Below are 16,763 nucleotides of genomic sequence, written 5' to 3' on the forward strand. Positions count from 1 at the left end.
GATGTTGCACCAGTGATGACGCCTTCGCGAGCAGGCTCGCTCCCACATGGGAATGCAAACGCCTGTGGGAGCGAGCCTGCTCGCGAAGGGGCCGTGGATGCCAGCACAAAGCCACCGACAGCAATCTGAATCTAAATTATTTTCATCCAGCCCTATCACTTTTCGGATTTCATCCGGCACACAGGCAATTGAGAAATATTTCCATTCAGGAGCCGCCGTATGTCCCGCCCGCTTGAGACCCTGTTGCGCCCCAGCCTGCTGGCCGTTGCCATTGCCCTTGCCGCCCCGTTGACCAGCGCCACGCTGCTGGCCGCCGAACAGGCCTCCAGCTTGCGCGCCTACAACCTGCCTGCTGCGCCATTGGCGAGCACCCTGACCCAGATCGCCAGCCAGGCCGGCCTCGCCCTGAGCCTGGATCCGTCCCTGGCTTCCGGCAAGACTTCGGCGCCGGTCCAGGGTCAGTTCGATGCTACCGGCGCCTTGCGCGAAGCCTTGCGTGGCACCGGCCTGCAATTGGAACAAAGCAGCGCCGGCACCTTTAGCCTGGTGGCCGCGCCTGAAGGTGTGATGATGCTGCCGGAGACCAGCGTGATCGGCGCAGGCGTCAGCGAAACCGCCTGGGGGCCGACAGATGGTTACGTTGCCACTCGCACCGCCGCTGGCACCAAGACGGATACGCCGATCGTGGAAGCACCACGTTCAATGTCGGTCATCACCCGTCAACAAATGGACGACCGTTCGGTCCTCAACCTCAACGACGCATTACGTTACACCGCGGGTGTCACCAGCAGCGGCTACGGCTCTGACTCTCGTAACGATTGGCTGCGCGTTCGGGGCTTTGACCCAACCCAGTTCCTCGATGGCTTGCCATTACCCAAAGGCTCCTACGCCAACCCAAAAGTCGAACCCTGGAACCTGGAGCGCATCACCGTACTGCGCGGCCCCTCGTCCTCGGTCTATGGCCAGACACCACCCGGCGGCATGCTGGACATGGTCAGCCGCCGCCCGCAATACGAACAGGCGAATGAAATCGAATTTCAAGCCGGCAGCAACGAACACAAGCAGATCAATTTTGACAGCACCGGCAAAATCGACGATCAAGGCCAGTTCCTATACCGCGTCAGCGGCGTCGTGCGCGACAGCAACGCGTCGGTCGATCATATTCCGGACAAGCGCTACAACATCGCACCCAGCCTGACCTGGAACATTGATGACGACACTCACCTGACCTTGATCTCGCAATACACCCGCGACGACACAGGCATCACCGGGCAATTCTTGCCATTGCAAGGTACCAAGATCAATTCAGCCGCCGGAAAGATATCCCACCACAAGAACCTTGGGGATCCGGAATGGGAATACTACGACCGTACCTATTACGCGCTGGGCTACGCCTTTGACCATCGCTTGAACGATGTCTGGCAGTTCCGTCAAAACCTGCGATACACAAAAAGCGATCTTTCATTCCAAGCGTTGACGGTCAATACAGGGCCCACCGCCGTCGCGCCTGATGGAACGGTTGGACGCAGTACGGGCATCGTGGATGAAGACATCAGCCAGTTCGCTGTGGATAACAACTTCCAGGCGGACTTCAAAACAGGCGTGCTGGATCACACTTTGCTGTTGGGCCTGGATCACCAGCGCTCCAATACCAACTACAAATGGCTGTACGGATGGGGCAATGTGCCAAACACCAACGTCAACAACCCAACGTACGGCCAGGACTTTTCCAATGTCGTCTATTCCACCTTGTACGACTACAACCAGAAAACTCGGCAGACGGGTCTTTACGCGCAAGATCAGATTGCTCTGGACAACTGGCGCCTGACACTGGGTGGGCGGGAAGACTGGGTTCATACCGGCACCGACTTCAACCAATCCGATACCAGTAACACCCAGCGCGACAAGCAATTTAGCGGCAATGCCGGCTTGAGCTATGTATTCGAAAATGGCATCACACCGTATCTGTCGTACACCGAGTCGTTCCAACCCAGCGCCGGCGCCAATGCCTCGGCTACCGAATCGTTGAAACCGACCAAAGGCAATCAGTACGAAGTCGGCATCAAGTACCAGCCTCCCGGCACCAAGACGCTGCTGACGGCCGCTGTTTTCGATTTGCGCCAGGAAAACGTGTCGATCACCGAAAACAACATCACCAGTCAGATCGGCGAAATCAAGGTCCGAGGGCTCGAGCTGGAAGCGACTTCGGAGGTGACCGAAAACCTCAAGCTGGTCGGCTCCTATACGTACAACGACACCGAGATTCTCAAAGGTGATGACAAGGGCAACCGAGTCCCACAAATCCCCCGCAATCAAGCCACGGCGTGGGCCGACTACACCTGGCACAACGGCGCGCTCGACGGGTTCGGTATCGGGGCCGGTGCACGGTATGTAGGCGACACATACGGTAATCAGAGCAATACGTACCTGGGACACGTGAGTTCGTACACCGTTTATGACGCCTCCGTGCACTACGATCTTGGACGCTTGAGCAATACCCTCAAGGGCGCAACGCTCGCTGTGGACGCGAAGAACATCTTCAACAAAGACTACTTATCCACTTGCGACGGCTTTTGGTGCTACTACGGCGATCAACGCAACGTCGTCGCCAGCGTGAATTACAAATGGTAAACGGTTAGCATTTGCGTAAACCTTTCAAAGGCTTCCCGTTGGATACGACGCCGTTCATGTGAGGGGAACAAAACCGTGGCGAGGGAGCTTGCTCCCGCTGGGCTGCGTAGCAGCCCAAAAAGCTTGGGACCGCTGCGCGATCCAGCGGGAGCAAGCTCCCTCGCCACAATGGGTTTCAACTTCAAATGAACAGTCGATCACCACAGGTGCCCTTCTGCATTCGGACCGATCATGAAAAGCAAAACCATCCGCCGCTGGTCCTTCGTCCACACCTGGACCAGCCTGATCTGCACGGTGTTCCTGCTGATGCTGGCGATCACCGGGTTGCCGTTGATTTTCCATCACGAAATCGAGCACCTGCTGGGCGACGCCCCGGAACTGCGGGAGATGCCGGCAGGCACACCGCCGCTGGACCTTCAGCAGTTGGTGGAGAAAGCCAAGCTTCATCGCCCGGGCGAGGTGGTCCAGTATTTTGGCTGGGATGAGGATGATCCCAACGGCATCATCACCATCATGGCGCCGACACCGGGCACCGAACCCAACTCATCCCACACCTTCATGCTCGATGCGCGCACCGGCGAAGCCCTGGAAATGCCCTCGGCCAACGGCGGCTTCATGATGGTCATGCTGCGCCTGCACGTGGACATGTTCGCCGGCTTGCCGGGCAAACTTCTGCTGGCCTTCATGGGGTTCCTGTTCGTGATCGCCATCGTTTCCGGCGTCGTGCTGTATTTGCCGTTCATGCGCCGCTTGAAGTTCGCCACGGTGCGCCAGGACAAATCCACCCGCCTGCGCTGGCTCGACCTGCACAACCTGATCGGCGTGGTCACGCTGGTGTGGGCACTGACCGTGGGCGTGACTGGCGTGATCGCCGCCTGCGCCGATTTGATCATCGCCGCCTGGCGCAACGACAGCCTGAGCGCCATGGTCGAACCCTATCGCAACGCCCCGCCATTGACCGAGCTAGCACCAGCAACCCGCTTGCTGGACATCGCCAAGGAGGTCGCGCCAGGCATGGAGCCGAGCTTCATCGCGTTCCCCGGCACGCTGTTTTCCAGCGAGCACCATTACAGCGTGTTCATGAAAGGCAGCACCCACCTGACCTCCCATCTGCTGACGCCGGTCCTGATCGACGCCAGCACACTGAACGTCACCGCCGTGGCCGAACGCCCTTGGTACATGGACGTGATGAGCCTGTCCTTGCCGCTGCATTTCGGTGACTACGGCGGCCGACCGATGCAGATCTTCTGGGCGACCTTGGATGTGCTGACCATCATCGTCCTCGGCAGCGGCGTTTATTTGTGGGTGGTTCGGCGCAAGGCGGCCAAGCGCGCGACCGTCGGTGCGGAGGTCACTTCGTGAGGCCTCGACAGTCGAATTTCTGGAAAGTGTTCGGGATTCCCAGCGCAATCGGCGCGCTTTGCGCCGCCGGACTGTTCAGCGCGTTGCTCGGCGATGGCATGTGGGACGCCGTGAGCTGGGTCGGGTTGGGGATACCCTCCTTACTGGCGGTGTGGGGATTGATCCCGCGTCGCCAATGACTACGGGCGTCAGGAACTTCTCTGACGCCCCGCCCGCCTACGTCATACGATGACACCCCCTCCCGGTGGCGATTTCGGCCTAGCAATCTCTGACATATTTATTGACAAATTAATCCTTGCACTCTTATAAAGGCAGCAGTTGTACGACAACCTACAACGCAACCTAACAACAATATTCGAGTGAAAGGCGAAATGACCCGCAGTCGATCAGCCTCCGAAATCTCCACCTCCCGCCGTTTCCTGACGTACATCGCCCGCGCCGTCGCCGGCTGACGTTCTCCCGCAGCCGTGCTGCACCGAAACACCAAATCCAAAAATAATCGATGGTGAAGTGATGAAAATCAAAGGCATCCGCTGGTGGATGGTCGGCCTGGTCACGGCCGGCCTGATGGTCAACTACCTGGCTCGAAACACCCTGTCCGTGGCCGCTCCGACGCTGATGAGCGAAATGAGCATCTCCACCGAGCAATACTCCCACATCGTCGTGGCCTGGCAGATCTGTTACGCACTGATGCAACCGGTGGCCGGCTACATCATCGATGCCATCGGCACCAAGATGGGCTTCGCCATTTTCGCCTTCGCCTGGTCCATCGCCTGTGCCGCCGCGGCGATGGCTTCTGGCTGGCAAGGCCTGGCGTTTTTCCGAGGATTGCTGGGCCTGACGGAAGCCGCCGGGTTGCCGGCCGCAGTGAAGACCTCCACCGAATGGTTCCCGGCCAAGGAACGCTCGGTGGCAATCGGCTGGTTCAACATCGGTTCCTCGATTGGTGCCGTGCTGGCGCCGCCGCTGGTGGTCTGGGCGATCCTGAACAGTGGCTGGGAATTGGCGTTCCTGATCGTTGGTGGCCTGGGTGTGGCTTGGACTTTCCTCTGGCTGGTCTTCTACAAGCATCCGCGTGACCAGAAGCTTTTGGACGACGCCGAGCGTGAGTACATCCTCAGCGGCCAGGAAGCGCACTTCCAAGACCCAACGCCGAAAAAAGGCAGCTGGAAACGCATCATCGCCAGCCGCAACTTCTACGCCATCGCCAGCGCCCGGATCCTCTCCGAGCCGGCCTGGCAGACGTTCAACGCCTGGATCCCGCTGTACCTGATGACCGAGCGGCACATGAACATCAAGGAGATCGCGATGTTCGCCTGGCTGCCCTTCCTGGCCGCCGACCTTGGCTGCGTATTGGGTGGCTACCTGAGCCCGTTCTTCCATAAATACTGCAAGGTGTCGCTGTTCACTTCCCGCAAGATGGTCTTGCTGTTTGGCGCGTCCTGCATGATCGGCCCGGCCTGCATCGGCCTCGTCGCCAGTCCGTACACGGCCATTGCCTTGCTCTGCGTCGGCGGGTTTGCCCACCAGACACTCTCCGGTGCGCTGTATGCCATCACCTCCGATTCCTTTGGCAAGAACGAAGTCGCCACGGCGACCGGCATGGGTGGGATGTTCGGCTACTTGGGCGCTGCCGCCTTCACGCTGTTGTTCGGCGTCATGGTGACGAAGATCGGCTACAGCCCGCTGTTCGTGCTGCTGGCGATCTTCGACGTGGTTGCCGCGTTCATCGTCTGGACCGTTGCCCGGGAACTCAAGCATCAGCCGACAACGCCGCAGCCCGAGGCGCAAGCGCTGCAACCGGCAGCCTGATGCACAGCGCGACCGGGCCACTTGGGCTCGGTCGCGCTATGCTGCGCAACACGCCCCTGATCGAGACGTCCACCATGTCCACCCCCAGCATGACCCTGTTCCACAACCCTGCTTCGCCCTTCGTCCGCAAAGTCCTGGTGCTGCTGCACGAGACCGGCCAGCAAGACCGCGTCGCGTTGCAACTGAGCCTGCTCACGCCGGTCAAGCCGGACCGCGCGCTGATCGATGACAACCCGTTGAGCAAGATCCCGGCCCTGCGCCTGGCCAACGGGACGGTGATCCATGACAGCCGTGTCATCCTCGATTACCTCGACCACCAGCACGTCGGCAATCCGCTGATCCCTCGGGACGGCGCGGCACGCTGGCGGCGCCTGACCCTGGCCTCCATGGCCGACGGGATCATGGACGCGGCGGTGATGATCCGCTACGAGACCGCGCTGCGCCCTGCGGAAAAACACTGGGACGAATGGCTCGATGCGCAACGGGACAAGATTCGTCGCGCCCTGGCCATGCTCGAAGCCGAGGCGATTGCCGAACTGGCGAGCCATTTCGACATCGCCTCCATCAGCGTCGCCTGTGCCCTGGGTTACCTGGACCTGCGCCACCCGGACCTGGAATGGCGCAAGGCCAATCCACAATTGGCGGCGTGGTTTGCCGAGGTGAGCTTGCGGCCTTCGATGGCCGAGACGGTGCCCAGGGTTTAGATTTGCCTTGACTGGTCCGGCCTCATCGCGAGCAAGCTCGCTCCCACAGGAGATTGCGGCGTTCTTTGTGGGAGCGAGCTTGCTCGCGATGGCAGCGCACCGGATCCAGCGGAAACAACCCAGCAATGCGCATCACCAAGATCTCCCGCAAGCGCTGATCCTCCCGCAACCCCAACGACCGGCTCATTTCACCTCTCCCAGATCAAAGCTCATCGCCGCCGCAGGCTTCGCACCCACTCCGTACCAGTCCAGCTTGCGAGTCAGCACCATGAACACGCCCAGCAGGCCGAACAGCAGCAGCGAGCCCATCAGCAGCGCATAGTCTTCAGCACTCAGCAGGCCATAGAGCAAGCCGTACAAGCCCGCCAACCCCGCCGAAAAGCCCAGGCCATGGCTCACGCTGCGCAGCACATGGCAGACGTAGAATCCGATCAACACCACGCAGGCACTGGCCGACACCAGGTACGCCAAGGTGAAGCCGATGTGTTCCGACAGCGACAACAGCAGCAGGTAGAAGAACGCCAGGGCCACGCCCACCAACGCGTATTGGACCGGGTGCACCGCCAGGCTCTTGAGCACTTCGAAGAGGAAGAAGCCGGCGAAGGTCAGCGCGATGAAAAGCAGCGCATATTTGATCGCCCGATCGCTCTTGAGGTACTGGTCCACCGGATCGATGAAACTCACGCCGAACGCACGACTGCGGAACGCTTCACAGCCATCGGTGGGCACGCAGGCTTGCAGCGTCTCCAGGAGGTTGGTGGAGAAAAACGACGTCTGCCAATCGGCACTGAAGCCCTGCTCATTGATTTCGCGATTGACCGGCAAGTAGTTGCCGATGAAGCTGGGGTGCGGCCAGTCGGCGGACAGGTGCACTTTGGTGGTCTTGCCCACCGGAAGAATCTGCAGCTCGCCAGTGCCTTGCAGGCGCAGGTCGAAACCGAAGGTCAGTTCGGGGCTGCCCTGGGCGGTCACCATCGGCAACGGCACGTGCACGCCCTGCCCCAACCAGCTGAGGCGCGAGCCTGGAAGGAAATCGACGGTCTTCTGGTTCAGCGTCAGGGTCAGCGCATTTTCGATACCGCGAATATCGCTGATGCCAACGCTCAGGTACGGTTCATCGAAGCGGTAGTCGGCATAATCCTTGGGAGCGATGCCATAGCGCTCCGGCACCTTGAAGCGCCCATCGATCCGGTTGTCGGCATGAAACAGACGCGCCTCGTAGATGCCGCGGGCACGGGTTTCGGTGCGGATCTGACCGTCGAGTTCGAATTGCTCCGGCAAAAAGTACAACTCGCCACTTCGCTCGACGGTTTCCAGGAACCGCACGCCGGTCTTTTCGTTGGTATTCCAGACCTTCACGTCCCTGCGAAACGGCACGACGATCATCGGCCCGACCAATTGCTGGCTGTAGCTGGAACTGCGGGCGATGTCCTGCAACACCCCATCGCGTAACTCCTGGCGCTCGTCGATAAGGCCGTTGATCATCAACAGCGGGATCATCAGCAGGAGGATCAAGAGGGCGATCATGCCCAGTTTTATAGCGAGACTGCGGTTCATGTGAGGCTCTCCCTGTTCGAATGGGGAAAGTCTGGCGTGGCTGTGTGGGGGGTTTATGGGGCGAATGTGGAGATTGTGTGGAGAATCGGGACCGGGAACCCTGTGGGAGCGAGCTTGCTCGCGATGGCGGTGGGTCAGTACTGGCCATTCTGACTGACGCACCGCTATCGCGAGCAAGCTCGCTCCCACAAGGGAGGGTGGTGTGAGTCAAATAACAGATGATATTCAAGGCAACCGCAGCACCACTTCCACCCCGCCCTCGACATTGCCGATGCTGAACTCGCCACCATGCAACTGCACCACTTCCTCGACGAAGTTCAGCCCAAGGCCGGTGCTCTTGCGGCCAGTGCCGGGACGAGGCAGTGAATAAAAACGCTCGCTCAGGCGTGGCAAGGCATAGTCGGGAATCGGCTCGGCCTGGTTGAACAGGCGCAATTGGACGCGGTTGCCGGTGCGCTCGGCGCTGATGCGCAGCAGTCCCTCGGTGGGCGTGAAATCCAGGGCGTTTTCCAACAGGTTGCCCAAGGCCTGGCGCAACAGGAACGGCTCTCCGGTCAGCGTCAGATCGGCAGCGATGTGCTGCTCAATCTTTAACTGGCGACTTTCGATCCAGCCACCACGCGCCTCCAACAATTGCTCCATCAACGCCGCAAGCGGCACCGGGACTTCTTCTTCCAGCCCTTGGCGCTGTTCGACCTGGGCCAGATTGAGCAAACGCTCGATCAGTTGCTGCATCCGCACGCTTTCACTGTCGATGTTGCTGACAAACCGCTGGTGCTGGGCGGCGGGCATGTCGCTCTGCAGCAACTCGGCGGCGCCACGGATCGCGGCCAGCGGGCTCTTGAGTTCGTGGGTCAGCGTATGGACGTAGCGCTCGACGTACGCCTTGCCTTCGAGTTGCGTGCGCATGTGCTCGACAGCGCCGGCCAGTTGTTCGAACTCACCACCGCGATAATGCGGTACTTCCACCCGACGGCCCTGGCTGACCGCCTGGGCATACGCCGTCAAGCGACGCAACGCAGCGCTGAGCCACCACGACAACAGGGCGCCGAGCAACAAGCCCAGCACGACCAACCCCGCGCCATAGGCCAGCAAGCGCCGCTCCGTTCGATCAACATAAGGTTGCAGCGAGCTATTGGGCTTGGCGACCGTGACCACGCCGATGATCTGGCCGTTGTCCCGGATCGGCGCCCCGACGTGCATCACCGAAGACGCCGGGTCATCCGGATCGCTGCGGGTCGAGCGGGCACCGTAGTGGCCGCGCAAGGTCAGGTAGACGTCGTTCCAGCGCGAATAATCCTGGCCCACCGCCACGCCGCTCGAGTCGAGCACCACAATCCCCTTGGCGTCGGTGACGTAGATGCGATGGCTGACCTGGTTTTTCGGCAGGCCCCAGATCGTCGCCGCCGGCTGCCGATCTCCGTAGGATTTGAGCAACTGCGGCCAGCGATTCTGGCCGAGGGTCCCCGCCTTGAAATCGTCCCGCAGGATTTCGGCCATCAGGTTGGCCGTGTCCACCAGGGTTTCCTCGGTGGACTGGCGCACGCCAGGGCGGATTTCTTCCATCACCGTGCTGAGCACGAAGTACCCGGTCAAGCCGATAAACAGCACATAGACCAGGAAAATGCGGATTCCCAAGGACATCAACTGTGCCCCGGACTGTAGCTGTAGCCGAGGCCTCGGTGGGTCTGGATCGGCTCGGCCTCGGCCCTGACCAGGCGCAACTTGGCGCGCAGGCTCTTGATGTGGCTGTCGATACTGCGCTCGTAGCCGGCGTCGCTGGCCACGCCGAGTGCATCGAGCAGTTGTTCACGGCTGAACACCCGCTCGGGCTGTTCCAGCAGGCAATCCAACAGGCGAAATTCGTGGCGAGTCAGGTTCAACGGTTTGCCGCGATAGCTGATCTGCACGCGATCATGATCGACCTGGAACAACGCGGCTCCCGTCTCGACGACCGGTCGCGGCGCCACTCGCTTGAGAATTGCGCGGACCCTGGCGGCCACCTCCCGAGGACTGAAAGGCTTGACCACGTAGTCGTCGGCACCGATTTCCAGGCCCACGACCCGATCGATCTCGCCATCCCGAGCGGTAAGAAAGATGACCGGAACGTCGCTGAAACGTCGGAGATTCTTACACGTCTCGAATCCACTGATATCCGGCAGGCCCACATCGAGGATGATCAGGTCCGCCGGGGTGTGCTTCTGGTGCTCGAGGGCGGCGGCGCCAAGGCTCAACCAAGTGGTGTCAAAGCCCTCGCCCTGCAGCGCAAACACCAGCGTATCGGCAATGGCGGCTTCGTCTTCGACAATCAGAATATGCGGCATGGCGTCCGAGCCCGACAGGAAAGTTGCCGGAACGGTGCCCCAAGCCTCGGGGCACGTCAATCGGGGAAATCAACAGTCCGGTTTATCCGCAGTAAACCGCCGCGCCGGGTTGACCGCTGCACCGAACTCGCGAAGGGCCTTGGCGCCAATCAATAATGGGTAATTGAAACTGCTGCGGTCGGTCAGGTTGACCTCGACGGTGCGCTTGACGTTGCCCAGGCACAACTCCAGATCGACCACCGGACGCTTGGTGGGTGCGATCTTTTCATCGTCGTCTTCGTCTTCTTCGGACCGGGTCTTGATTTTGCTGATCCGAGCAATCTTGTGCTCATAGATCTTGTTGCTCGCGCCTTTGGTCGCCAGGCGGAACCGTACCCAATCATCGCCGTCACGGGTAAACGTCTCGATGTCCTTGGCCGACAGCGAGGCGGTCAGCGCACCGGTGTCCATTTTCGCCTTGAGCACTTCGCCGCCCATTTCCGGCAGCGCAATGTATTCATAGCGCCCGTACAACGTGGGTTCGGCGGCCAATACGGGAAGGGCCACCAGGGAAAGCAGGGCTAGAAGGGATTTCATGCAATAGGGCTTCCTGTGTGGGTGGTTTTTTAGACCGTGGCGGATGAATTCGTTCGGTTGACTTCGGTAGCAATGGCTAGGAGAAACTCCAGCCAAGCACTACCTCTGTGGCGAGGGGATTTATCCCCGCTGGGGTGCGAAGCAGCCCCAAAGCAGTCAGCTCAATCAGTCTGGCATACCGAATATCAGGTTTCGGGGGCGCTTCGCACCCCAACGGGGATAAATCCCCTCGCCACAGAGCCACTCAGCATACCGGCCAAAAGATGAAACATTCGTCCACCGCAATTTGGCCTACCACCCGAAGCTTGCTTATCATGGCCCGCCCACCCGCTTTCAAGAGTCATCTATGCGCCGCCTGCTCACCGGCTGTCTCGTCACCCTGTTGCTGTTGCTCAACACCCTGGTGCTGTTCGGGCCGCTCATGGTGTTCGCACTGCTCAAGCTGATCCTGCCCGGGCGCTTTCGCGACTATGCCTCGTGGGCCGTCATGTGGATCGCCGAGACATGGGCCGAAATCGATAAATTGATCTTCGCCCTGTGCATCCCCACTCGCTGGGACATTCGCGGCGGCGAAGGGCTGCGCGGCGACACCTCGTACCTGGTGATCAGCAATCACCAATCCTGGGTCGACATCCCCGCCCTCGTCCAGACCCTCAACCGGCGCACGCCGTTCTTCAAGTTCTTCCTCAAGAAAGAACTGATCTGGGTGCCCTTTCTCGGGCTGGCCTGGTGGGCGCTGGACTACCCCTTCATGAAGCGCTACACCAAGGCCTTCCTGGCGAAGAACCCGGAACTGGCCGGCAGGGACCTGGAAATCACCAAGGCCGCCTGCGAGCTGTTCAAGCGTCAACCGGTTACCGTGGTGAATTACCTCGAAGGTACGCGTTATACGCAGGCCAAAAGCCAGGCGCAGCAATCGCCGTTCACCCACCTGCTCAAGCCCAAGGCCGGCGGCGTGGCGTTCGTGCTCGCGGCAATGGGCGAGCAACTGGACGCGGTGCTCGACGTGACGGTGGTGTATCCGCAGGACCGAATTCCTGGCTTCTGGGATTTGATCAGCGGCGCCGTGCCCAGGGTCATCATCGACATCAAGACCCGCGAGCTGGACCCCAGGCTGTGGCAAGGCGACTACGAAAACGACCCGGTGTTTCGCCAGCACGTCCAGGATTGGGTCAACCGACTCTGGGCCGAGAAAGACCAGCGCATTGCCGCGTTACGCAACGAACGCGGCTGATCAGAGACCGGCGCCGCTCCCCCAGATACCACCCAGGTTCTGCAACAACGAACTGGCTACGCCTTGCTGACCGAGGTACTGCAGGATAATCGGAGCGAATTGGCCAATCATGCCGGTGTCCATGCCTAGGGCGCCGAAGGCATTGTTCAAGTCGTTGGTGTCCTTGACGTTCCCCAGCAGGCCGTCGAGCAAGGCGTTCTTGTCCGACCCGCCGCCCAGCAACCCGCCCAATCCGTTGAGCCCACCGATGGCGCTGTTGCCGGCGATCTGGTCCAGCCCTGGCACGCTTTTGCTCAATTCGGAAAACTGTGGCTCGCTGAGCCGGTTCTTCGCCAATCCCAGCATTGCGCCGGCGCCACCAATGGCCTGCTCAGGGGTTATATCAAGCTCCGAGCCCAGGGAATTGAGCAGTCCGGCCGCTTTCGGAGCAGCGGCCACGGCGCCCTCCTGCTGGTTGCCCTGAATGGCGGAGAGCACGTTGGCCGCGTCACCCAGGCTGAACTGCGCGAAGGCCGGGCTGGCTGCCACTGACAATAGGCAAGACAGTGCAAAACCGCGTAAAACCTTCATCCGGATATTTCCTCTTGCCATGAAAAAGCCGCCCGGTAACTGGGCGGCGCAAAGTGCAGCGTTGGACTGGGCGGACGGGGGTTTGTTCAACGTAGCCGCGCGTTGCGTGGGCCCCTGCCATTGCCGACACGGTTACCGTAAAGTGCGCAATCCTTTTAACAGAGCATGTTCATGAACGTAAAAATCAGTGGCGGCGCCCTCGCGGTTATCCTGACAGGCATGCTCATCGCCTTCGGCGTCACCGAATGCCAGCGTGGGCCCTTGAATCCGGAGCTCGCCGACAATCTCAGCGAGGCGGAAAAAACCTGGCTGACGGTTGTACACCGCATCAAACGCTCGGACCCGGCCCTGACCGAAGTCATTCGCGACCAGCAATCCTTGACCGTGCTTTACCGCCCAGAAGCTGCCACACAGGATTCAGAACCTTGGGTTGGTCACATGTTGCGCGTGGTTGGCCATGGCCTGGCTGCCCTCAATAATGCGCCCGGTGGGAAGGACTACACGCAAGTCACGGTCAAGGCGCGAATGCTTGTCGATGATGACGTGGAGTTGGTCTACGACATGCCGGGCTTTGACGCGATAAAGACGCAACAGGGCGGCTACGAGACGTTCGCCAGCATGCCGCGAAACATGGTGTTCAGCCGCGAGGCCTTGGCCCAGGCCCAGGATTATTGCCGTGGCCCTAGCGCCCGGGGATTTTATCCTGAGTTCTGCGACCAGGTTCTGCCACCGAAGGTCTCTGAATAACCGTGGCGAGTGCAAGGCCGCCCTCCCGTTTTGAAAAACGAGGGGCGCTTCGCACCCCAGCGGGAGCAAGCTCCCTCGCCACGACTGTGTCAGATCAAAAAATCCCACAAAAACTTGGGAAATCAGCCTCAACGGCGAACCTTGCGCCATTCGGTTCGCAGTGCCTATAGTTCGCTCCGTCGTCCACATGGCGACTCGGGTTTGGCGACTCGATAAACTACGGTCAGAAGCCCTGCTTTTTGGCACGGGCTTTTGCACTCGCAAAACTGCTCAATGGCAGTTGTGCGCGGGAGATCTTCGGATCTGCCGGTTTCCGTGGTTATCCGGTTCGCCAACCTGCGTACAGCTGCCACCCATTCGTTTGGCGACGAGTAGGTGGCAAAATTCCACGAGCCACGGAGTTTTACCAATGAACCGATACATGCCCATCACCGGCGTCGACTGCACCCCCGCCGCCCTGCTCATCGACACACAAGCGCCCCTCGACGTCCTTCACGAAACCGCCGCCTACCGTATTCGCGCCGTGACCCAACTGCTGGAAAACATCGCATTTCGCGAAGAGCTTAGCTCGGACGCGGTCGTGCTCCACGATTTCGCCTTGTTGTTATCCATTCCGCTGCGCGACGGATGCGACTTACTGGATGTAATCGGACGCAGGCTACAGGCGCAAGCCATGACCGCTACGGCAGTTACCTGATTAGCAAGGGCAAGCCGTTATTTCTTGAATTTTCCTGCCACACGCTTCGGATACGAGCCTGCACGAGGTGGTTCGCGAGCTTGGAACTGAGAGAAAGCACAAAATAAAAAGGGCGACATCACTGTCGCCCTTTTTCCGTCTTGCCTACAGCCTTATGCCGCGCTGAACAACTTGTGCGGATCGATCACAAACTTCTTCGGCACGCCCGCATCGAATTCGCCATAGCCTTTTGGCGCGTCGTCCAGGCTGATTACCTGCACGCCAACGATTTCGGCGATGTTGATACGGTCCCACATGATCGCCTGCATCAGCTGGCGGTTGTACTTCATCACCGGGGTCTGGCCGGTGTGGAAGCTGTGGGATTTGGCCCAGCCAAGGCCGAAGCGGATGCTCAGGCTGCCCATCTTCGCCGCTGCATCGACCGCGCCCGGGTCTTCGGTGACGTAGAGGCCGGGGATGCCGATCTTGCCAGCCACGCGGACCACGCCCATCAGCGAGTTGAGCACGGTGGCCGGGGCTTCGTGCTTGACGCCGTCATGGCCGTGGCCACGGGCTTCGAAGCCAACCGCGTCGACCGCGCAATCGACCTCAGGCTCGCCCAACAGCGCGGCGATCTGTTCGTGCAGCGGGGTGTCCTGGGACAAGTCGGCAATTTCAAAACCCTGGGCCTTGGCGTGGGCCAGGCGAACCGGGTTGACGTCGCCGATGATGACCACAGCCGCGCCCAACAGACGAGCGGAAGCAGCAGCGGCCAGGCCAACCGGGCCGGCACCAGCGATGTAGACGGTGCTGCCAGGGCCAACGCCGGCAGTGACGGCGCCGTGGTAGCCGGTGGGCAGGATGTCGGACAGGCAGGTCAGGTCACGGATTTTCTCCATGGCCTTGTCGCGGTCCGGCAGTTTCAACAGGTTGAAGTCGGCGTACGGCACCAGCACGTATTCGGCCTGGCCGCCGGTCCAGTCGCCCATGTCGACGTAACCGTAGGCACCGCCGGCACGGGCCGGGTTGACGGTCAGGCAGACGCCAGTGTGTTGCTCCTTGCAGGAACGGCAGCGCCCGCAAGCCACGTTGAACGGTACCGACACCAGGTCGCCGATTTTCAGGTTCTCGACGTCGCTGCCCTTCTCGATCACTTCACCGGTGATCTCGTGACCCAGGACCAGGCCGGTCTGGGCGGTGGTACGGCCACGCACCATGTGTTGGTCGGAGCCGCAGATGTTGGTGGAGACCACGCGCAGGATGACGCCGTGCTCGATCTTCCTGCCGCGCGGGTCCTGCATTTTGGGATAGTCGATTTTCTGTACTTCGACCTTGCCGTTGCCGAGATACACGACACCACGATTACCGGACATGCTTTCACCTCGCTGTTGTTTTTATGAAACTGCGCCGCCCAGGCAGGCAGCGCGTTGATTGCTCGGGTTAGTGCTTGTGTCTTTGTTTCTTTGTTGTCTGTGAGGGCCTCATCGTCGGAACGCCGCCCGGAGCAAGCTCGCTCCCACAAGGATTTTGGGTGTAACTAATATTTGTATACCGGCACAAATCCTGTGGGAGCGAGCTTGCTCGCGATATCGGTCTAAAGAACGACCGTGCGATTGGCGTTCAGGAACACCCTTCGCTCGATGTGATAACCCACCGCCCTGGCCAAGGTCAGCCCTTCGATGTCCCGGCCCTTGGCGATCAGGTCTTCGGGATAGTGGCTGTGGTCCACCACTTCCACGCCCTGGGCGATGATCGGGCCTTCGTCCAGGTCGTTGTTGATGTAGTGCGCCGTGGCGCCCACCAGCTTCACGCCTTTGTTGTAGGCCTGGTGATACGGCTTGGCGCCCTTGAAACCCGGCAGCAGCGAGTGATGGATGTTGATCGCCTTGCCATCGAGCTTGCGGCACAGCTCCGGCGACAGCACTTGCATGTAGCGGGCAAGAATCACCAGTTCGGCGCCGGTGTCTTCGATCACCTGCCACACCTGTCGCTCCTGGGCCGGCTTGTCGTTCGGGTCCAGGGGGAAATGGTAGTAGGGAATCTGGTGCCAGTCGGCCAGTGGCTTGAGGTCGGGGTGGTTCGAGACCACGGCCACCACATCCATGGACAACTGGCCGATGCGCTGGCGATAAAGCAAATCGTTGAGGCAGTGATCGGCCTTGGAGACCATGATCACCACTTTGGGCCGGTAGTTGGGCGGCGTCAGCTCGAAGACCATGCCGAAGGCTTGCGCCCGCTCGGCCAGGCCGGCGCGGAAGCTCTGTTCGTCGAAGCCGTCAGGCTGGCGAAACTCCACGCGAATGAAGAAGCGCGCCGAGAGCCGGTCGTCGAAAGAGTGGTGTTCGGTGACGTAGCAGCCCTGCTCGAACAGAAAGCGGGTCACCGCATCCACCGTGCCGAGCACGCTGGGGCAGTCGGCGGTCAAGATCCATGTATCCGGGGCGCGGCTCATTGCGGTGACTCCTGTTCGAATTTACGAAGCGACACAAAACCCGTGGCGAGGGAGCTTGCTCCCGCTCGGTTGCGTAGCAACCGCCAAAAAAGCGAGGGCCGCTACGCGCCCCAGCGGG

The 16,763-nt window shown here is 60.5% G+C and carries 15 protein-coding genes; 8 read left to right on the forward strand and 7 right to left on the reverse strand.

The genetic code is table 11. The features are described 5' to 3' along the window. Positions 1-219: 219 nt before the first annotated feature. From FHK92_RS05950 to FHK92_RS05970, 5 genes are all read left to right on the forward strand, one after another. Positions 220-2,631 (forward strand): TonB-dependent siderophore receptor, encoded by a 2,412-nt coding sequence (locus FHK92_RS05950; RefSeq protein WP_181287259.1) that lies wholly within the window; start codon positions 220-222, stop codon positions 2,629-2,631. Between the two features lie 231 nt (positions 2,632-2,862). Beyond that, a complete protein-coding gene (locus FHK92_RS05955; RefSeq protein WP_181287260.1) occupies positions 2,863-3,993 on the forward strand; it encodes a PepSY-associated TM helix domain-containing protein in 1,131 nt (376 codons plus the stop codon). Further along, the gene (locus tag FHK92_RS05960) at positions 3,990-4,172 is read left to right on the forward strand and encodes a hypothetical protein (RefSeq protein ID WP_181287261.1); all 183 of its coding nucleotides are present in this window, start codon (positions 3,990-3,992) and stop codon (positions 4,170-4,172) included. Before FHK92_RS05955 ends, FHK92_RS05960 begins: the two co-directional genes overlap by 4 nt. Before the next feature lie 334 nt (positions 4,173-4,506). Then, positions 4,507-5,805, forward strand: a complete 1,299-nt coding sequence (locus FHK92_RS05965; RefSeq protein WP_181287262.1) for an MFS transporter — start codon at positions 4,507-4,509, stop codon at positions 5,803-5,805. A 74-nt stretch (positions 5,806-5,879) separates the two neighbouring features. Next, a complete protein-coding gene (locus FHK92_RS05970) occupies positions 5,880-6,509 on the forward strand; it encodes a glutathione S-transferase (RefSeq protein ID WP_181287263.1) in 630 nt (209 codons plus the stop codon). A 183-nt stretch (positions 6,510-6,692) separates the two neighbouring features. On the opposite strand, the gene creD is transcribed toward FHK92_RS05970, so the two are convergent. The 4 genes from creD to rloA2 form a co-directional block, all read right to left on the reverse strand. Beyond that, entirely contained in the window at positions 6,693-8,066 is a 1,374-nt protein-coding gene (creD, locus tag FHK92_RS05975; RefSeq protein WP_181287264.1) for a cell envelope integrity protein CreD, read from the reverse strand. Positions 8,067-8,291: 225 nt separating this feature from the next. Further along, positions 8,292-9,710 (reverse strand): two-component system sensor histidine kinase CreC, encoded by a 1,419-nt coding sequence (gene creC, locus FHK92_RS05980; RefSeq protein WP_181287265.1) that lies wholly within the window; start codon positions 9,708-9,710, stop codon positions 8,292-8,294. Beyond that, positions 9,710-10,390 (reverse strand): two-component system response regulator CreB, encoded by a 681-nt coding sequence (gene creB, locus FHK92_RS05985; RefSeq protein ID WP_181287266.1) that lies wholly within the window; start codon positions 10,388-10,390, stop codon positions 9,710-9,712. The genes creC and creB overlap by 1 nt, the downstream gene beginning before the upstream one ends. A 69-nt stretch (positions 10,391-10,459) precedes the next feature. Continuing rightward, positions 10,460-10,966 (reverse strand): retropepsin-like aspartic peptidase RloA2, encoded by a 507-nt coding sequence (gene rloA2, locus FHK92_RS05990; RefSeq protein WP_181287267.1) that lies wholly within the window; start codon positions 10,964-10,966, stop codon positions 10,460-10,462. Between the two features lie 346 nt (positions 10,967-11,312). On the opposite strand from rloA2, the gene FHK92_RS05995 reads away from it, so the two are divergent. Then, entirely contained in the window at positions 11,313-12,200 is an 888-nt protein-coding gene (locus FHK92_RS05995; RefSeq protein ID WP_181287268.1) for an acyltransferase, read from the forward strand. On the opposite strand, the gene FHK92_RS06000 is transcribed toward FHK92_RS05995, so the two are convergent. After that, positions 12,201-12,770, reverse strand: coding sequence for a DUF2780 domain-containing protein (locus FHK92_RS06000; protein ID WP_181287269.1), 570 nt, complete (start codon positions 12,768-12,770; stop codon positions 12,201-12,203). A 171-nt stretch (positions 12,771-12,941) separates the two neighbouring features. Here FHK92_RS06000 and FHK92_RS06005 point away from each other — a divergent pair, with 171 nt between their 5' ends. Further along, the gene (locus FHK92_RS06005) at positions 12,942-13,517 is read left to right on the forward strand and encodes a hypothetical protein (protein ID WP_181287270.1); all 576 of its coding nucleotides are present in this window, start codon (positions 12,942-12,944) and stop codon (positions 13,515-13,517) included. A 409-nt stretch (positions 13,518-13,926) separates the two neighbouring features. Continuing rightward, the gene (locus FHK92_RS06010) at positions 13,927-14,214 is read left to right on the forward strand and encodes a hypothetical protein (RefSeq protein ID WP_181287271.1); all 288 of its coding nucleotides are present in this window, start codon (positions 13,927-13,929) and stop codon (positions 14,212-14,214) included. A 152-nt stretch (positions 14,215-14,366) separates the two neighbouring features. Here FHK92_RS06010 and fdhA read toward each other — a convergent pair whose 3' ends face one another. Beyond that, positions 14,367-15,566 carry a formaldehyde dehydrogenase, glutathione-independent gene (gene fdhA, locus FHK92_RS06015; RefSeq protein ID WP_003206297.1) on the reverse strand — a complete coding sequence of 400 codons (1,200 nt, stop codon included), beginning with the start codon at positions 15,564-15,566 and terminating at the stop codon, positions 14,367-14,369. 221 nt (positions 15,567-15,787) lie between these two features. Further along, on the reverse strand, positions 15,788-16,645 hold the full coding sequence (gene purU / locus FHK92_RS06020) for a formyltetrahydrofolate deformylase (RefSeq protein ID WP_072389895.1): 858 nt from the start codon (positions 16,643-16,645) through the stop codon (positions 15,788-15,790). Positions 16,646-16,763: the final 118 nt, after the last annotated feature.

This window comes from Pseudomonas brassicacearum subsp. neoaurantiaca (assembly GCF_013608025.1).
Classification (GTDB): Bacteria; Pseudomonadota; Gammaproteobacteria; order Pseudomonadales; family Pseudomonadaceae; genus Aquipseudomonas.

Bases quoted from the DNA above. Each gene is read 5' to 3' on its own strand.
- FHK92_RS05950 (WP_181287259.1), top strand. From the start codon at position 220: ATGTCCCGCCCGCTTGAGACCCTGTTGCGCCCCAGCCTGCTGGCCGTT.
- FHK92_RS06010 (WP_181287271.1), top strand. From the start codon at position 13,927: ATGAACCGATACATGCCCATCACCGGCGTCGACTGCACCCCCGCCGCC.
- creB (WP_181287266.1), bottom strand. From the start codon at position 10,390: ATGCCGCATATTCTGATTGTCGAAGACGAAGCCGCCATTGCCGATACG.
- rloA2 (WP_181287267.1), bottom strand. From the start codon at position 10,966: ATGAAATCCCTTCTAGCCCTGCTTTCCCTGGTGGCCCTTCCCGTATTG.
- FHK92_RS06000 (WP_181287269.1), bottom strand. From the start codon at position 12,770: ATGAAGGTTTTACGCGGTTTTGCACTGTCTTGCCTATTGTCAGTGGCA.
- creD (WP_181287264.1), bottom strand. From the start codon at position 8,066: ATGAACCGCAGTCTCGCTATAAAACTGGGCATGATCGCCCTCTTGATC.
- FHK92_RS05970 (WP_181287263.1), top strand. From the start codon at position 5,880: ATGTCCACCCCCAGCATGACCCTGTTCCACAACCCTGCTTCGCCCTTC.
- purU (WP_072389895.1), bottom strand. From the start codon at position 16,645: ATGAGCCGCGCCCCGGATACATGGATCTTGACCGCCGACTGCCCCAGC.
- FHK92_RS05995 (WP_181287268.1), top strand. From the start codon at position 11,313: ATGCGCCGCCTGCTCACCGGCTGTCTCGTCACCCTGTTGCTGTTGCTC.
- FHK92_RS06005 (WP_181287270.1), top strand. From the start codon at position 12,942: ATGAACGTAAAAATCAGTGGCGGCGCCCTCGCGGTTATCCTGACAGGC.
- FHK92_RS05955 (WP_181287260.1), top strand. From the start codon at position 2,863: ATGAAAAGCAAAACCATCCGCCGCTGGTCCTTCGTCCACACCTGGACC.
- fdhA (WP_003206297.1), bottom strand. From the start codon at position 15,566: ATGTCCGGTAATCGTGGTGTCGTGTATCTCGGCAACGGCAAGGTCGAA.
- FHK92_RS05965 (WP_181287262.1), top strand. From the start codon at position 4,507: ATGAAAATCAAAGGCATCCGCTGGTGGATGGTCGGCCTGGTCACGGCC.
- creC (WP_181287265.1), bottom strand. From the start codon at position 9,710: ATGTCCTTGGGAATCCGCATTTTCCTGGTCTATGTGCTGTTTATCGGC.